The sequence below is a fragment of the Gordonia sp. C13 genome (genome assembly GCF_023218005.1).
In the GTDB taxonomy this organism is placed as follows: domain Bacteria; phylum Actinomycetota; class Actinomycetes; order Mycobacteriales; family Mycobacteriaceae; genus Gordonia; species Gordonia namibiensis.
Genome location: NZ_JALPSY010000007.1, coordinates 58,795 through 75,186 on the forward strand (window position 1 = coordinate 58,795; position 16,392 = coordinate 75,186).

General features: G+C 67.8%; 16 protein-coding genes and 1 pseudogene. 13 read left to right on the forward strand and 4 right to left on the reverse strand.

Translation table 11 applies throughout. The annotated features are described in order from the left end of the window. Window positions 1-12: 12 nt before the first annotated feature. The 3 genes from M1L58_RS08220 to M1L58_RS08230 are packed head-to-tail and all read left to right on the forward strand — an operon-like array spanning window position 13 to window position 3,535. Window positions 13-1,209, forward strand: a complete 1,197-nt coding sequence (locus M1L58_RS08220; protein WP_248658586.1) for a DUF4350 domain-containing protein — start codon at window positions 13-15, stop codon at window positions 1,207-1,209. Further along, window positions 1,206-2,243, forward strand: a complete 1,038-nt coding sequence (locus tag M1L58_RS08225) for an AAA family ATPase (RefSeq protein WP_248658516.1) — start codon at window positions 1,206-1,208, stop codon at window positions 2,241-2,243. The genes M1L58_RS08220 and M1L58_RS08225 overlap by 4 nt, the downstream gene beginning before the upstream one ends. Next, window positions 2,243-3,535: a DUF58 domain-containing protein gene (locus M1L58_RS08230; RefSeq protein WP_248658517.1), complete on the forward strand. Its 1,293-nt coding sequence runs from the start codon at window positions 2,243-2,245 to the stop codon at window positions 3,533-3,535. The genes M1L58_RS08225 and M1L58_RS08230 overlap by 1 nt, the downstream gene beginning before the upstream one ends. A gap of 4 nt (window positions 3,536-3,539) precedes the next feature. On the opposite strand, the gene M1L58_RS08235 is transcribed toward M1L58_RS08230, so the two are convergent. Further along, the gene (locus tag M1L58_RS08235; RefSeq protein ID WP_232716781.1) at window positions 3,540-3,815 is read right to left on the reverse strand and encodes a hypothetical protein; all 276 of its coding nucleotides are present in this window, start codon (window positions 3,813-3,815) and stop codon (window positions 3,540-3,542) included. A gap of 134 nt (window positions 3,816-3,949) precedes the next feature. Continuing rightward, on the reverse strand, window positions 3,950-4,942 hold the full coding sequence (locus M1L58_RS08240; protein WP_248658518.1) for a stage II sporulation protein M: 993 nt from the start codon (window positions 4,940-4,942) through the stop codon (window positions 3,950-3,952). 145 nt (window positions 4,943-5,087) lie between these two features. On the opposite strand from M1L58_RS08240, the gene M1L58_RS08245 reads away from it, so the two are divergent. The 4 genes from M1L58_RS08245 to M1L58_RS08260 are packed head-to-tail and all read left to right on the forward strand — an operon-like array spanning window position 5,088 to window position 7,129. Then, window positions 5,088-5,939: an RDD family protein gene (locus tag M1L58_RS08245; RefSeq protein WP_248658519.1), complete on the forward strand. Its 852-nt coding sequence runs from the start codon at window positions 5,088-5,090 to the stop codon at window positions 5,937-5,939. Then, window positions 5,936-6,319 (forward strand): hypothetical protein, encoded by a 384-nt coding sequence (locus tag M1L58_RS08250; protein WP_248658520.1) that lies wholly within the window; start codon window positions 5,936-5,938, stop codon window positions 6,317-6,319. The genes M1L58_RS08245 and M1L58_RS08250 overlap by 4 nt, the downstream gene beginning before the upstream one ends. Further along, window positions 6,306-6,878 carry an alpha/beta hydrolase gene (locus tag M1L58_RS08255; protein WP_248658521.1) on the forward strand — a complete coding sequence of 191 codons (573 nt, stop codon included), beginning with the start codon at window positions 6,306-6,308 and terminating at the stop codon, window positions 6,876-6,878. The genes M1L58_RS08250 and M1L58_RS08255 overlap by 14 nt, the downstream gene beginning before the upstream one ends. After that, window positions 6,875-7,129, forward strand: a complete 255-nt coding sequence (locus tag M1L58_RS08260) for a hypothetical protein (RefSeq protein ID WP_248658522.1) — start codon at window positions 6,875-6,877, stop codon at window positions 7,127-7,129. The genes M1L58_RS08255 and M1L58_RS08260 overlap by 4 nt, the downstream gene beginning before the upstream one ends. Before the next feature lie 3 nt (window positions 7,130-7,132). Here the strand turns inward: M1L58_RS08260 and M1L58_RS08265 are convergent, their stop codons facing one another. Continuing rightward, entirely contained in the window at window positions 7,133-8,323 is a 1,191-nt protein-coding gene (locus M1L58_RS08265; protein ID WP_248658523.1) for an acyl-CoA dehydrogenase family protein, read from the reverse strand. A 72-nt stretch (window positions 8,324-8,395) separates the two neighbouring features. Here M1L58_RS08265 and M1L58_RS08270 point away from each other — a divergent pair, with 72 nt between their 5' ends. From M1L58_RS08270 to M1L58_RS08280, 3 genes and pseudogenes are all read left to right on the forward strand, one after another. Beyond that, window positions 8,396-8,728 (forward strand): TfoX/Sxy family protein, encoded by a 333-nt coding sequence (locus M1L58_RS08270; RefSeq protein WP_006868507.1) that lies wholly within the window; start codon window positions 8,396-8,398, stop codon window positions 8,726-8,728. Next, window positions 8,725-9,141, forward strand: coding sequence for a hypothetical protein (locus M1L58_RS08275; RefSeq protein WP_248658524.1), 417 nt, complete (start codon window positions 8,725-8,727; stop codon window positions 9,139-9,141). Before M1L58_RS08270 ends, M1L58_RS08275 begins: the two co-directional genes overlap by 4 nt. A 136-nt stretch (window positions 9,142-9,277) precedes the next feature. Beyond that, window positions 9,278-11,075: pseudogene (locus M1L58_RS08280) on the forward strand (alkyl/aryl-sulfatase). 189 nt (window positions 11,076-11,264) lie between these two features. Here M1L58_RS08280 and leuS read toward each other — a convergent pair. Next, window positions 11,265-14,150 carry a leucine--tRNA ligase gene (gene leuS / locus M1L58_RS08285; RefSeq protein WP_248658525.1) on the reverse strand — a complete coding sequence of 962 codons (2,886 nt, stop codon included), beginning with the start codon at window positions 14,148-14,150 and terminating at the stop codon, window positions 11,265-11,267. A 130-nt stretch (window positions 14,151-14,280) separates the two neighbouring features. Between leuS and M1L58_RS08290 the strand changes: the two genes are divergently transcribed. The 3 genes from M1L58_RS08290 to M1L58_RS08300 all read left to right on the forward strand — a co-directional run bounded on the left by M1L58_RS08290 (window position 14,281) and on the right by M1L58_RS08300 (window position 16,361). Beyond that, entirely contained in the window at window positions 14,281-14,802 is a 522-nt protein-coding gene (locus M1L58_RS08290; RefSeq protein ID WP_248658526.1) for an SdpI family protein, read from the forward strand. Between the two features lie 28 nt (window positions 14,803-14,830). Then, entirely contained in the window at window positions 14,831-15,826 is a 996-nt protein-coding gene (locus M1L58_RS08295) for a bile acid:sodium symporter family protein (protein ID WP_248658527.1), read from the forward strand. A gap of 205 nt (window positions 15,827-16,031) precedes the next feature. Then, window positions 16,032-16,361 (forward strand): hypothetical protein, encoded by a 330-nt coding sequence (locus M1L58_RS08300; protein ID WP_248658528.1) that lies wholly within the window; start codon window positions 16,032-16,034, stop codon window positions 16,359-16,361. Window positions 16,362-16,392 lie beyond the last annotated feature (31 nt).

Here is a 16,392-nt window from a genome sequence, read left to right on the forward strand (position 1 = left end):
CGATGGATCTGGGTGCTCGTGGTGGTTCTGGTCGTCGTCGTGATCGGCGCGATCGGTCTGCTCGGAGTGTCCGCCCTGACCGTGTTCGGGGCGGAACCCGGGCCCGGGGTGAGTTACGACCCCGACAACCCGAGGCCCCAGGGTGCCCGGGCGCTGGCCCGGATCATCGACGAGCACGGCGGCGACCTCCGTCAGGCACGCGGACTGGACGAGTTCACCGGCGCACCCCGCCCCGGAGGCAACACGACGGTCGTCGTGTCATCGGTGGGCGCGCTGAATCCCGGTACCGCGCAACAGTTCCTCGATCGGGTGTCCGAGGCACACCGGGTGATCCTGATCGCGCCGCAGGACAGCGCTCTGTCGCTCCTCGAACTTCCCGTCCGGCTGGAGTTCGGCGGAGCCCCGACCGGCGTGGCCGCCCGGTGCACCACCGCCGAGATCGCCGCCGACGACATCATCACCGGCGGCGCCCTCGGCTACAGCACCTCCGCACCAGGTGCGACGTCCTGCTTCACCACCGGCACCGCATCGAATGTGCTGTACCTGCCGGCCGGCTCCGGCCGTCCTGAGATCGTGGTCATCAGCGGCGACATGCTGATCAACGACAACCTCGCGCTCCGGGACAACGCCGGCGTGACCACCCGGCTCTTCGCCGATGCCGACGATATCCTCTGGTACGTCCCGTTCTTCACCGACGAGGTGCCGACGCAGGACGAGGACTCCGACATCCCGGCGGCGATCGGGCCGCTGATCGTGCTCGCCGCGTTCGCGGTCCTGGCCCTCATGCTCTGGCGGGGTCGCCGGTTCGGCGCGCTGGTCACCGAGCCGCTGCCCGCGGTCGTCAAGGCGATCGAGACCACCCAGGCGCGGGGTCGGATGTATCACAAGGCCCGCGCCGACGCCCGGTCCGCCGCCGCGCTGCGAATTCACACACTGACCTCGCTCGCCTCGTACCTCGGCCTGCCCTACGACGCCGGGAGGGCCACCGACGAACTGGCCACACCGGGATGGGAAAGGACTGTGGCCCAGGGGGAGACGGCCGATCCTGCGGTACACGCGATCATCACCGCCGTCGTGTCCGTCACCGGCCGCGACCTCGTCCGGGTGCGCGCCCTGCTCGCCGGACCGCTCCCCACCACCGACGAAGGCCTCGTCCTCTTCGTCGCCGAACTGACCGCCCTCGAGAAGGAAGTCCGACACACACCATGACCGTCGACCCATCCCGCACCTCCGGACCCGGTCCGTTCGAGAAGGCGCCGCCGCAGAGTCCGCACAGCGGACCCGCCTCGTCGTCGAACACCGCGCGGGCCGCGCTCGGTGCGGTACGTGCCGAGGTCGCCAAAGCGGTTGTCGGACAGGACCCGGCGGTCGCCGGCATCCTCATCGCACTGCTCTGCCGCGGACACATCCTGCTCGAGGGCGTACCCGGTGTCGCGAAGACGCTCCTCGTCAGATCGGTCGCGGCCGCGCTCGACGTCGACACCAAACGCGTGCAGTTCACCCCGGACCTCATGCCCGGAGATGTGACGGGGTCGCTCGTGTTCGACGCCGCCAGTTCGGAGTTCACGTTCCGCGAGGGCCCGGTGTTCACCAACCTGCTGCTGGCCGACGAGATCAACCGCACCCCGCCGAAGACGCAGGCGTCGCTGCTGGAGGCGATGGAGGAACGGCAGGTGACCGTGGACGGCGTGGGTCGCCCCCTGCCCAGCCCCTTCCTCGTCGCCGCCACGCAGAACCCCGTCGAATACGAGGGCACGTATCCGCTGCCGGAGGCCCAGCTCGACCGCTTCCTCCTCAAGGTGACACTGCCGCTGCCGCCCCGTGACGACGAGATCACGGTCCTCACCCGGCATGCGGCCGGATTCGATCCGCGTGATCTCGCCGCGGCCGGACTGCGGCCGGTCGCCTCCGCCGCCGACGTCGAGGCCGGGATCGAACAGGTCCGGCGTGTCAGCGTCGCACCTCAGGTGGCCGCCTACATCGTCGACATCGCCCGTGCGACACGGTTCTCCCCGTCCCTCGCGCTCGGCGTCAGTCCGCGAGGCGCGACCGCATTGCTCGGGACCAGCAGGGCCTGGGCTTGGCTGAACGGGCGCGACTTCGTGACCCCCGATGACGTTCAGGCGCTGGCACAGTCGACGCTCGCGCACCGCCTGTCGCTGCGTCCCGAGGCCGAACTCGAAGGGGTGTCGGTGGGTTCGGTCCTCGACGCCGCCGTGAACTCGGTCCCCGTCCCACGCTGATGTTCCTCACCGGCCGGTTCCTGATCCTGCTGCTGCTCGGCGCAGTGCCGATCCTGGTGTGGCCGAACTATGCCGTCCCGGTGCTGTGGGTGCTGTTCTGCGTACTGCTGATGTGCTTGGACCTCGTCCTCGCCGGGTCGACGAAGACCGTCGCCCTGGCACGGTCGGTGCCCGGACCGGTCCGGCTCGGGGAGACCACCTCATGTTCGATCACCGTCACCAACACCGGAACCGGCACCTTCCGCGGCGTCCTGCGCGACAGCTGGCAACCGTCGGCCGGTGCCACCGACACGGTCCATCGACTCACCGTGCCCCAGGGTGACACCCGCTCGGTCACCACCACGCTCACCCCGACGCGCCGTGGCGACCGGCTCGCGGTGCGGGCTACCGTTCGTCGCCTCGGCCCCCTCGGACTCGCCGGTCGGCAACGCAGCATGCCGCTACCGGGCCGGGTCCGCGCGCTCCCGCCGTTCGGTTCACGACGCCTGCTGCCCTCACGGCTCGCCCATCTGCGCCAGCTCGACGGCCGGTCGGCGGTCCGGATACGCGGGCAGGGAACCGAATTCGACTCCCTGCGGGACTACGTCGAAGGGGACGACGTCCGCAGCATCGACTGGCGGGCGACAGCACGACGCCGCTCGACCGTCGTGCGCACCTGGCAGCCCGAGAAGGACCGGCACATCGTCATCGTGCTCGACACGTCGCGTACCTCGGCCGGTCGTGTCGGCGACGTCCCACGCCTCGACGCCGCGATGGACGCCGCTCTGCTGCTCGCCGCCCTGGCGTCGCATGCGGGCGACCGCGTCGACCTCATCGCCGGCGACCGACGCGTCCACCGACGGGTGGTCGGGGTGGGCCGCACGACACTGCTCAACAGCCTGGTCACCGCCATGGCGAACCTCGAACCGGCGCTGCTGGAGGCGGATTGGCCGATGCTCGGAGCAGAGGTCGCGAAGATCAGCCGACAGCGGGCCCTGTTGGTGCTGTTGACCCCACTGGAACCGGCCGCCGTCGAAGAGTCACTGCTGCCGCCGCTGTCGGTCCTGGCGCAGCACTACAAGGTCGTCATCGGATCCGTCGCCGATCCGGCGCTGGAGGAGATGATCGCGGCCCGGGAGAATCCGGAGGCCATCTACGACGCGGCGGCCGCGGCCCGGACCGTCACCCTACGGAACCGAACGGCCACTGCTGTCGGCCGGATCGGCGTCGACGTGGTGGACGCCCCGCCGGACAAGCTCCCCGCGCGGCTCGCCGATCACTATCTGCTGCTCAAGTCGCGCGGGTTGCTGTAACCGACTAGCTCTTGGCCTGCACCCCGCGGTAACCGAGGAAGCCGAGATAACCGGCCAGGCCGGCGAGGCCGAGGCGTCGGGTGCGAGGGGACACCAGCGCGACGCCGATCGCAGTCTCGCAGGCGCCGTTGCGGTAGGTCCACTTCGTGGTGTCGTCGGGGAACACGGGTGCGGTGATGGGGGCGAACAGCTCCGGCTTCACGAAGTGCGTCAGACCGACCGCGGCGAGACCTCCGCCGATCAGCGAGACCGCGTCCAGGGACTTGTCGTTCTTGGCCATTCGGGTGTTCCTCTCGGGTGGCTGGTTTCGATACGGCTCGTCGCAAGCTCCTCACCTACTCAACCAGCAGACCTCTGCCGGCCGAGTTGGTCCGAGGCGCAAGCCGAGGACCGTATCGAGGTCACAAACCATTCCTACACGGTGGGTGCGGTCAGGCCTCGATGAAGTTCGGCGAGATCGCCGGTTTCACCGGTCTCGTGCGCGCGGCGTCCCGCGATGAAGACGTAGGCCATGAACAGCAGCCAGGCGGTCACCCCGATCCCGATGCGCGCCCAGGTGGGTAGGGGAGAGGGAGTCACGAAGGCCTCGATCACCCCGCAGATCAGCAGCACGACGACAAGTCCGAGCGCCACACCGACCGCGGCGCGCCCTTCCTCGCCGAGAGCGGCTGCGCGCGTTCGATTTCCGGGTGACACCCAGGACCAGAAGATCCGCAGGCCGACCCCCGCGGCGACGAACAGGCAGGTGAGCTCGAGCATGCCGTGCGGGAGGAGCAGACCGAAGAACAGATCGCCGCGGCCGTGCCGGATCATGATCGAGGCGATGACCACCAGATTCAGGATGTTGCTGTAGAGCATCCAGATCACCGGTAGGCCGAAGATACCGACGACGATGCACATCGCGGCCAGCCAGAAGTTGTTGGTCCACACCCGCGCCGCGAACGAGGTGGCCTCGAATTCGCGGTAGTAGTTCTCGAAGTCGTTTGTGACGAGCCGCTCGATCTCCTGCGGAGAGGCGAAGGAACTCTCGATGCGAGGATGCTCCAGAACCCAGCAGGTCATCACGGCGGCCGCGAGCACGCACACACCCATGACGGTCAGCCACCACCACCGCATCCGGTACAGCGCGGCGGGGAAGGTGACGGCGAAGAAGTCGATGAACGTCGACCACGTACTCACCCGGGTTCCCGACGCCCGACCACGGGCCCGCGCCAGCAACGCCGACAAATACGCGACGAGCGAGGCGTCGGGGGCCGAGGAGCGGATCACCGAAAGATGGGTGGCCACGCGCTGATAGGTGTCGATGATCTCGTCGGTCTCGGCGCCGGTCAGCCGACGCCGGCGCGACAGCGTGTCGAGCCGTTCCCACGTCGCGCGGTGCGCGGACACATAGGCGTCGAGATCCACCCGGCCAGCGTAACCGGCCTCCGAGCCGGTGCGGAGCGTGTCATTCGACGGGCGTCGTGGGTGTGTGCTCGTGCCGCGCGGACCATGTTCGGCGTCGTATGGTGAGGCGGTGCCGCCCGGATCGTTGCCACCACGACCTCCGGTGATGGCAGGTGCCCCGGTCCCGGTCGGGACGCCGCCGGCCGTCTGGGGTGCCGGTGCGTCGGCCACCGTCGGCGTGGGCCGCGACGACCTCGTCTCCGGTGAGGCGGTTGCGCTCGCGCTGCCGCCGGGGGGTCTCGGCTACCGGATTCTCTCGGGAATGCTCGACGTCGCGCTGGGGATCGCTCTGTGGTTGTTCCTCTGGTGGCTGTCGTACAAGGTGACCGGAGACCTGAACGACGCGTGGCGCGGCACCGTCAACACGTTGCTGCCCATCCTCAGCGTCATCGCCCTACCGACGGTCACGGAGACGCTCACCGGCGGCAAGACCATCGGCCATCTGGTCGTCGGACTGCGCACCGTGCGAGACGACGCCGGGCCCACCGGTTTTCGGCACTCCCTGACCCGTGCGCTCGTCGGATTCATCGAGATGTACGCCTGCCTGGGTCTGCCGGCGCTCATCAGCGCGGCGATCTCACGGAAGAACAAGCGCCTCGGTGATCTCCTCGCCGGGACGTACGTGATCCGGGACCGGCATCGCATCGAGGAGCAGCATCCCGTCGAGATGCCCGTGGGGCTTGCGTCGTGGGCGGTCGCGGCCGACATGGCCGCCCTGCCCGACGGCCTCGCCGTGGCCATCCGCCAGTTCCTCAACGGACGGCACGCGATGAAGCCCGAACCGCGAGCTGCCGCCGCACACCGACTCGTCTTCGCCGCGGCGCCGTTCGTGGCACCCGCACCGCCGCAGGGCGCGTCGTTCGAAGACGTGCTGTCGGCGATCATGGCCGAACGCCGACGCCGCGACACCGAACGACTCGAACGTGAAGCGCGCCTGCGGGAGAGGTTGTTGCGATGAGAACGTCGGCACGTGACGTCAGGATGTTCTGCGCGCTGGCCACCGGGGTGCTGATGGCGATCGGCGGTACCGCGCTCGCACCTCGCGCTTCGTCGACGCCGGCCGATCCGGTCCCGCGCATCGTCTCGTCTGCGGTCGTGCACAACACGCCGGTCGCGCTCGACACGGCGTCGTCGACGACCCGCGTCCGGTACAGCTCGACCTCGGTGCGCGGCCGTCCGACCGAGATGACCGGAACCGTGCTGCTGCCCAGGTCCGCGCCGCCGCGCGGCGGATGGCCGCTGGCGGTGTGGAACCACATGACCGTCGGCGCGGCGGACTCATGCACCGTCCACCGGTCATGCGACTCACCCGGAGCGTCCGCGGATGACGTCCGGTGACCTCATCGTCGGGCACCTGCTCGAGGCCGGATTCGCGGTCGTACGACCGGATTTCGAAGGGATCGGCGGTCCGGGACCCCACCCGTACCTGATCGGGGATTCCCTCGCACGATCTGCGATAGACATGGCCGTCGCCGCGTCGCGCGACGACGCGAGGATCGGCCGGGATGTGGTGGTGGCCGGCCACTCCGAAGGCGCGGTGGCCGCGCTGTTCGCCGCGTCGAGGCCGGGCACCGAATGGCAGGGCTTACGTGTGAGAGGCGTTGCGGCACTGGCCCCGCCCACCCAGGTCGCGCGGATGCTCGACGCCGCTTCGATTGTGCCGGTGGCCGGCCCGGCCATCGACGAACTGATGGGATTGGCCGCATTGCTCGGGTACGGCGCTGCCGCCGCGGATCCCGAGTTCGAACAGCTCATGCTGAACGGCGGTGGCCTCAGTTCGGCGGCCCGACGCCTCGTACCGCAGGTCGAGAAGCGCTGCTACGTAGGGCTCACCGCTCCCGATTCGTTCGGCGGACTCGCGCCGACCAGCTCCTGGGACCGCGAGGAGAAGAGTTGAAGGCTCTGCTCCTGACGATCCTCGACCGCAACGATGTTGCGCACCTGCAATTCTCACCGGAGCTGCCCGTGCGGATCGAAGCCGGGACGGTCGACACGGTCTCCCCGCAACCCTTCGTCTCCGAGCTGGCGAACACGTATCGGGATGCCGGGGTGCGGGTCACCTACAACGAACGCTTCATCGGACATCCGGGAGTGGCAGCCGAACCCGGTGCGACGAGCATCGCCCGATGGCTCGTCGGCCAGGTGTGAGCACTACTTGAGGTCGGTGCTGGACTTCCGGAGCACGCGGCGAGCGATGATCAGCTGCTGAATCTGCTGAGTGCCTTCGAAAATGTCGAGGATCTTGGAATCACGCGCCCACTTCTCGAGAAGCGAGGTCTCCGAGAACCCGGCTGTCGCACCGATTTCCACGGCCTTGTTGGTGATCTCGGTGACCGTGCGGCCGGCCTTGGCCTTCGACATCGAGGCCTCGGTGGAGTTCGGCTGCTTGTTGTCGGCCATCCAGGCGGCACGCAGGGTGTGCAGCCAGGACGCCTCCCACTCTGATTCGAGGCGGATGAACTCGGCGACGGTCGCATGCTGGGCGGCGGCCGGGCGGTCGTAGTCGATCTCGTGCCCGGCCTCTTCGAGCATCCGGCGGAGCTCCTCGAGTGCGGCGCGACCCAGACCGATGGCCATGGCCGCGACGACCGGGCGGGTGTTGTCGAAGGTCTGCATGACCCCGCCGAAGGCCTTCTTGGTGTCGATCTCCGGCGAACCGAGCAGGTTCTCGGCGGGAACGCGGGCATTCTCGAAACGGATCACCGCGGTGTCGGAGGCCTTGATGCCGAGCTTGTGCTCAAGGCGGGCGACCGTCACACCCTCGGTGGTCATCGGGACGACGAAACTCTTGATGGCCGCGCGGCCGACGCTCTTGTCGAGCGTGGCCCACACGACCACGTGGTCTGCCCGCGAGCCGGCGGTCACGAAGATCTTCTCGCCGTTGATGACGTAGTCGTCGCCGTCGCGGGTGGCCGTCGTCGAGACCGCCGCGGAGTCCGAACCGAAGCTGGGTTCGGTGATGGCCATCGCCGCCCACACATCGGAGAACTTCTCGAGCTGTTCGGGGTTGGCGACGGCCGCGATGGCGGCATTGCCGAGTCCCTGGCCGGGGATGGAGAGCAGCAAACCCACATCGCCCCAGCTCATCTCGAGGGCGGAGATCAGGCCACGCATGTTCGCGCCGTTGACCGACGGTCCGTCGTCACTGCTCGACGAGTCGGCCGCCTTCTCCGACCCACGTCCCTGCTTCGCGAGCTTCGCCAGGTCGTCGAGTTCCGTGGGGTACTCGTGCTCGGCCTTGTCGTACTTGCGCGAGATGGGCCGGAAGATGTGCTCGGCAGCCAGATGGGTGCGCTCGACCGTCGAATCGAACTTCTTCGGGAGCTCCAGGTTGATCGCCATGGCATGACCTTACTGCGCAGTAAGTTAGTTGCCAAGTCTTTCCCCGTCACACCCGCCGAATAGCCTGGAGACGTGGCTTACGACGAGGAACTCGCCTTCCGCATCCGCGCGCTGCTCGCGGCGGAGGTCGGCGTGGACGAGGTCCCCATGTTCGGCGGCCTCGCCTTCCTGATCAACGGCAACATGGCCGTGACGGTGAGCGGCAAAGGCGGGATCATGGTGCGCGTGCCGCCCGAGGAGACCAGCACCCTGCTCGAGTACCCGCACACCGCCCCGATGCACATGTCCGCGCGCGAGACGCTCGGGTGGCTGCGCGTCTTCGAAGAGGGGATCGCGTCCGACCGGCAGCTGACCCGCTGGGTCACCATCGGCGCCGACTACGCCCGGAGACTCCCGCCGAAGTGAGGCGGAAGCTCGACGAGTGGCCGCGGACGGTCATCCTGGTCCCGTTCGGCCTGTTCTTCGTCCTCTTCGGTCTGTACGGGCTGCTCGGTGCGGAGGTCACCTGTGGCGGCGAGCCGATGTCCGCGGACGACCGGTGTGTCCAGCACGCCAACGACGACGGGGAGTCGCTTCTGACGCCCGAGCAGCTGGCGGCTCTACCGACAGCGCCCGGGGGCGTCGAGTTGTCCCCGCAGTTCACCGAGTTGTACGCCGACACCGCGTCGGTCCCCGAGTGGGCCGGTCGGTCCCGCGACGAGCAACGAGCCCGGGATGCACAGAACAACCGGGTCATCGTCGTTCTCGGGTTGATCGCCACCGGCGTCGGAGTCGGCAGCGTCTACGTCAAGAGATGGTGGCTGCGTCGCAAGGCGTAGTCGCCCGCCTCAAACACCGACGGTCAGGACGCCCGGTGCGCGATACTCGTGACTGCGTATCCAACGTGAAGGTGTCGGGAACCGAACATCGATCTGAGCCACGCAGACCGCAGCGTCTGCCGGTGGGGGAGTTCCGATGTCTGCCGATTTCTCCGACCGAACAGACTTCGACAATGCCAACCGCGGTCTGATCGGGGTACTCGAACCGGCTGTCATTCATGGTGGGGACGGCCGGGTCGTCTACGACGCCGCTGGTTTCGCCGAGGCGACCGCCGGTGACTGTCCCGACACCGTGAACCCCAGTCTCTGGCGTCAGGCGCAGCTGACGTCCGTGCATGGTTTGTTCGAAGTGACCGACGGCATCTACCAGATCCGTGGGTACGACCTGTCGAGCATGACGCTGGTCGAGGGCGACACCGGTGTGGTGGTCATCGACCCGCTGGTCTCGTCGGAGTGTGCAGCGGCCGCCCTCGCCCTCTATCGCGAGCATCGTGGTGACCGTCCGGTGAGCGCGGTCATCGACACCCACTCCCACGTCGACCACTTCGGCGGTGTGCTCGGCGTCGTCGACGCCGACACGACGGTACCGATCGTCGCGCCCGAACACTTTCTCCAACATGCCGTCTCCGAGAACGTCTACGCCGGCACCGCGATGCTGCGGCGCAGCATGTACCACACGGGGATCGTCCTGCCGGCCGGTGCGACCGGAACCCTCGGCGCCGGCCTCGGCCCCAGTACATCCACCGGCACGGTGGGTCTGATCGCGCCGACGCTCGACATCACCCACACCGGGCAGGAGGAGACCTTCGACGGTGTCCGGATGGTCTTCCAGGTCACGCCGGGGACGGAAGCGCCCTCGGAGATGAACTTCTGGTTCCCCGACCATCGCGCACTGTGCTCGGCGGAGAACGCAACTCACAACCTCCACAACCTCCTGACCCTCCGCGGTGCACAGGTTCGCGACGCCCGGATCTGGTCCCGGTACCTCAGCGAGGCCATCGAGATGTTCGCCTACGACTCCGATGTCGCTTTCGCGTCGCACCATTGGCCGACGTGGGGAACCGAGGAGATCCTCGTCTATCTGACGCAGCAGCGCGACCTGTACGCCTACCTGCACGATCAGACGCTGCGTCGACTCAACCAGGGCTACCTCGGCAGCGAGATCGCCGAGGACTTCCCGATGCCACCGGTGCTCGACGCGGCCTGGCACGCCCGCGGGTACTACGGCTCGGTCAGCCACAACGTCAAGGCCATCTATCAGCGCTATCTCGGCTGGTACGACGGCAACCCGGCGCATCTGTGGCAGCATCCACCGGAAGCGGCCGCCGCTCGGTACGTACAGGCACTCGGCGGTATCGAGGCCACGGTCGCCAAAGCGCGAGAGTTCGCCGCCGACGGGGATCTCCGATTCGCCGCGGAACTGGCCGGTCATGCGGTGTTCGCCGATCCGGACCATGCCGGTGCGAAAGAGCTACTCGCACAGGTCTTCACGACGCTGGGTTACGGCGCCGAATGCGCCACCTGGCGCAACAACTTCCTCGTCGGCGCCGACGAACTCGGCGGGGGTCCACGCCGCCCCGATCAACGCCGCCGGAGTGGCGTCGGCGCTCACCGTCACCCAACTCTTCGACAGTCTGGCCATCCGCATCGACGGTCCGCGGGCCTGGGACCTCTCGGCCTCGATCCGTTGGCATATCACCGATCTGGACGAGACCTACCGGATGGAACTGTCGAACGGCGTCCTGAGCCACTTCCCCACGCGGCGGCGGGATTCCGCCGATCTCGTCGTGACACTCACCAAACGCGATCTACTCGGACTTCTCACCGGCGCGGCGCCCGACGGTGCCGTTCTCGACGGCGACACGTCGGTGATCGCAACCGTGATCGGACTGATCGACAACCCCGACCCGGGATTCCCGATCGTCACACCGTGATCGAAGCCGTTGGGCGGCAACACTGTTCGGTCGCCGGCCCTTCGTGGCTCGTCGCTAACGCTCCTCACACCTCAGGGAGCAAAACGGGCCGTCGCCAACACTCCTCGCCCTCAGGGAGCAAAACGGACCGTCGCGAACGCTCCTCGCACCTCAGGGAGCGGGGACACCCGGCCCTGAGGTGCTTATCCGTCAGGGAACGATGTTCACCATGCGGCCGGGCACCACGATCACCTTGCGCGGTTCGGCACCGTCGAGGAGCGCGGCGATCTTCTCGTCGGCGAGGGCGGTGGTGCGCAGGGTGTCCTCATCGGCGTCGGCGGCGACGGTGATGCGGCTGCGGACCTTGCCCTTGACCTGGACCGGGATCTCGATGGTGTCCTCGACCAGCCAGGCCTCGTCGGCCACCGGGAACGGCGCACGGACGACGAGGGTGTCGTGGCCCAGGCGGTGCCACAGTTCCTCGGCGATGTGCGGTGCCAGCGGCGCGAGCATGATCACCAGGGCTTCGACGGCTTCCCTTGGGGCGCCGGTCTTCTCGAAGTTCTTGGTGAGGTGGTTGGTCAGCACGGTCAGCTTGGCGACGGCGGTGTTGTTGCGCAGGGCCTCGTAGTCCTCGCGGACACCGGCGATCGTCTTGTGCAGCAGGCGCTTCGTGTCGTCGTCCGACTCGGTGTCGGCGACGCGCGACGTACCGGACTCCTCGTCGACGACGAGACGCCAGATGCGCTGGAGGAAACGCTGCGAGCCGACGACGTCCTTGGTCGCCCAGGGACGGGACTGGTCGAGCGGGCCCATGAACATCTCGTAGACGCGCAGGGTGTCGGCACCGTAATCGCGGCAGATGTCATCGGGGGTCACCGAGTTCTTCAGCGACTTGCCCATCTTGCCGTATTCCTGCCTCACCTCTTCACCGTTGTAGAAGAACTTGCCGTTCTCCTCGGTGACCTCCTCGGCCGGCACGTAGATGCCGCGCGAGTCGGTGTAGGCGTACGCCTGGATCATGCCCTGGTTGAACAACTTTCGGTACGGCTCGCTACTGGTGACGTAACCGAGGTCGAACAGCACCTTGTGCCAGAACCGCGAGTACAACAGGTGCAGCACCGCATGCTCGACACCACCGATGTACAGGTCGAGGCCACCCGGGTCGTTCGGGCCGTGCAGCTCCGGACGCGGACCCATCCAGTAGGCCTCGTTGTCCTTGTCGCACAAGGTGTCCTGATTCGTGGGGTCGATGTAGCGCAGCTGGTACCAGGAGCTGCCCGCCCACTGCGGCATGACGTTGGCGTCGCGGGTGTAGGTCTTCGGACCGTCACCGAGATCGAGTTCGACGGTCATCCAGTCCGAGGCCTTGGCCAGCGGCGGGGACGGCTCGCTGTCGGCGTCGTCGGGGTCGAAGGAGACCGGCGCGTAGTCCTCGACTTCCGGGAGCTCAACCGGCAGCATGGATTCCGGCAGCGCATGCGGCTGGCCGTCGGCGTCGTAGACGATGGGGAACGGCTCGCCCCAGTACCGCTGACGGGCGAACAGCCAGTCGCGCAGCTTGTACTGGATCTTGCCGGTGCCGACGCCGTCGGCCTCGAGGCGTTCGACGATCGCAGCCTTGGCGTCCTCGACGTTCTTGCCGTTCAGGAAGTCGGAGTTGACCAGCGGGCCGTCGCCGACGTAGGCCTCGGCCTGCACATCGGTGTCGGAGCCGATGACCTCGATGATCGGCAGGCCGAACACGGTCGCGAACTCGTGGTCGCGGGCGTCGTGCGCCGGGACCGCCATGATGGCGCCGGTGCCGTAACCCATGAGGACGTAGTCGGCGATGAAGACCGGAACCTGCTGTCCGTTCACCGGATTGACGGCGAAGGAACCGGTGAAGACACCGGTCTTCTCTTTGTTCTCCTGGCGTTCGAGATCCGACTTCGCCGCGATCGAGGCACGGTACCCGGCAATCGCCGACGCGGGATCGCTCGCGCCGCCGGTCCAGCGGTCGTCGGTGCCCTCCGGCCAGGCGGCGGCAGTCAATGCGTCGACGAGGGGATGCTCGGGGGCCAGCACCATGTAGGTGGCGCCGAACAGGGTGTCGGGGCGGGTGGTGAAGACCTCGATGTCGCCGACACCGGGCGCGCTGAACCGGACCTGCGCACCGCGCGAGCGGCCGATCCAATTGCGCTGCATGGTCTTGACCTTCTCCGGCCAGTCCAGCAGTTCCAGGTCGTCGAGCAGGCGGTCGGAGTATGCGGTGATCCGCATCATCCACTGCCGCAGATGCTTTCGGAAGACCGGGAAGTTGCCACGGTCGCTGCGACCGTCGGCGGTGACCTCTTCGTTGGCCAGCACGGTGCCCAGACCGGGGCACCAGTTGACCAGCGAGTCACTCAGGTAGACGAGGCGGTGATCGTCGATCACCGAGGTGCGCTCGGCCGCAGTCAGATCCGCCCAGGACTTCCCGGCGTGCTCACCGGTCAGTTCGCGGGTGCCGGCGACGAACTCGTCGACCAGTTCGGAGATGCGTCGGGCCTTGCCCTGATCGGCGTCGAACCAGGCGTTGTAGATCTGCAGGAAGATCCACTGCGTCCACCGGTAGAAGTCGACGTCGGTGGTGGCGACGCGACGACGCTCGTCGTGGCCGAGTCCGAGGCGTCGGATCTGGCCGAGGTAGCGCTCGATGTTCTGCTCGGTCGTCGTACGCGGGTGGGTACCGGTCTGGACCGCGTACTGCTCGGCCGGCAGACCGAAAGAGTCGAAGCCCATCGTGTGCAGGACGTTCTTGCCGGTCATCCGCTGGTAGCGCGCGAAGACGTCGCTGGCGATGAAGCCCAAGGGGTGGCCGACATGCAGACCCGCACCGGAGGGGTAGGGGAACATGTCCTGGACGAACAGCTTGTCGGGGGCGTCGGCGCTGCCGCCGCCGAACGCGCTCAGGTCACCGGCCAGCGGTCCGACGGGGTTGGGCGCCTCGTAGACACGCTCGTCGGACCAGGTCTGCTGCCAGCGCTGCTCGAGCTCGCCCGCAACCTCCGCGGTGTAGCGATGAGCGGTGGCGCCGGCGGAGCCGTTGGTGCTGGTGGTGTCGACTGAAGTCACCCGACCAGGGTAAATCCTGGGCCGACCAGCCTGAAATCCGGTCAGCCCGTCACCCGCGACCGGGCGGATGCCTCTATGAGGTGCAGCTCACCGCCGATGCTCGATTCGGTTGCACGGTGGACGCGGTCGTATGCTGTGGGTCGTGAATGCCCTGTCCGTCGCCGTTGCCGTGCTGCTCTTCGCGCTGGCCGGGCTCTGGGCCACGGTCGGGGTCCGCGGGCTCCGCGGCTCACTCCCTCGCAATCGCCGTTTCGGTGTCCGCACCGACGAGACCATGCGCTCCGACGAGGCCTTCCGCGTCGCCAACCGTGTCGCCGCACCGGGCACGATCGGGGCGAGCGTGATCCTCGTCCTCGGCGCCGTCGCGACCCTCGCCGTCGACGGCGGTTGGTCGATCCTCTTCGGCGTCGTCGCCCTGGTGGCCGCACTGGTCATCATCGGCCTCGTCAGCGCCATCGGCGTCCGCGCCGCTGCCACCGTGCCGGCCGAGGATGCGGGTTGCTCCTGCTGCTCGGGTCACGACGAGGGTCACAGCCACGCCGAGCCCGCCGGGGAGCAGGGCACCTCCGAGCCCGCCGCCGACTGCGGCACCAGCAGCTGCGGTGCGTGCTCGCTGCGCGGCGTCTGCTCGAGCGACACCGCCCAGGCCTGACCTGGCCTGCGGCCGGCAGCTCTGACGTATGCGCACGCTCAAGAACCTTCTCGACCGCTCACCGATCGACGGATTCATCCTCGCGATCGTGGCCGCGGTCGTCGTCGCCGCTTTCCTGCCCGTCCGCGGTGCCGCCGGGGATGTGTTCGAGTGGGTCGTCATCATCGCGATCGGCGCCCTGTTCTTCCTCTACGGGACGCGGCTCCACCCGCGCGAGGCTCTCGAAGGTCTGAAGCACTGGCGCCTCCACGTGACGATCCTGGCGTTCACCTTCGTGGCGTTCCCGATCATCGGTCTGGCCCTGAAACCGGTCGTCGAGCCGATGATCGGTTCCGATCTCTACGCCGGACTCCTGTTCCTGTGCCTGGTGCCGTCGACGGTGCAGTCGTCGATCGCGTTCACGTCCATTGCCAGGGGAAACATTGCCGGTGCGATCGTCAGCGCCTCCGCGTCGAACATCCTGGGCGTGTTCCTCACCCCGGTGCTGGTGGTCGCGCTGATGCACAACACCGGCGACGCGAGCATCGACGCGACGTCGATCCTGAAGATCGTGGCGCAGATCCTGGTGCCGTTCGTGATCGGTCAGCTCGCTCGACCCTGGGTCGGCCCGTTCTTCGCCCGGCACGCCACGATCACCAAGCTCGCCGACCGCAGCACCATCGTCCTCGTCGTCTACGTCGCCTTCAGCGAGGGCGTCGTCAACGGCATCTGGTCGTCGGTCGACGCCGCACAGGTGATCGCCGTCGCGGTGATCTCGCTGCTGCTCGTCTTGATCATGCTGGTGGTGACCGGTTGGGTGCCGAAGAAACTCGGCTTCGACCGCGCGGACACCATCGCCATCCAGTTCTGCGGCACCAAGAAGAGCCTCGCCACCGGACTCCCGATGGCCACCGTCCTCTTCGCCGGTTCGACCGTCGGCCTCATCGTCCTACCGCTGATGATCTTCCATCAGATCCAGCTCATCATCTGCTCGTGGCTGGCCACGCGGTACGGGCGTGAGGCGGAGGCCGCGGAGACCTCCTGACGATTACCTGGCTTCACGTCGAACAAAATCGCGGGCCCGCGGCCTGTTCGATGCGGTCGGGTACGGATACGGGCGAGACACGGCACGATTGACTGTTTTGCCCGGTGTTTGGCGGCTCCCCGAGAGGGGGACCCTGAGATGCACAGAGGTGCACCTTCTCCGGGGTCACCGGAGAAGGGTGAGCAATTCGAGGAAAGGCCTTCTCATGACCAACCCCGAACCGTACCGGCCGCCCAATCCCGGTGCGCCCGGCCATTCTGCACCCCCGATCGCCGCGCCAAACCCCGTCGGGTTCCGTCGAGATGTAGAGGCAAAGGCTTCGACGAAGACGAGTGAACTGATCGCATATGGGCTCGCCGTACTCGCCGTCGTGATCACCGCGCTGGTGGTGGGCGGTGGCGATGGCGACGTCGATCCGTTCGGTGCTGCCGAGGCGCTCAAGTACATCACGTGGCTGACCATCGGTTACATGATCGCGAGAGGCCTGGCGAAGTCGGGCAGTCCAGAACCGCAGGACGACGCTGGTCGGCACTGACCCGAACGACGCGACGAACCGCGGACCCACC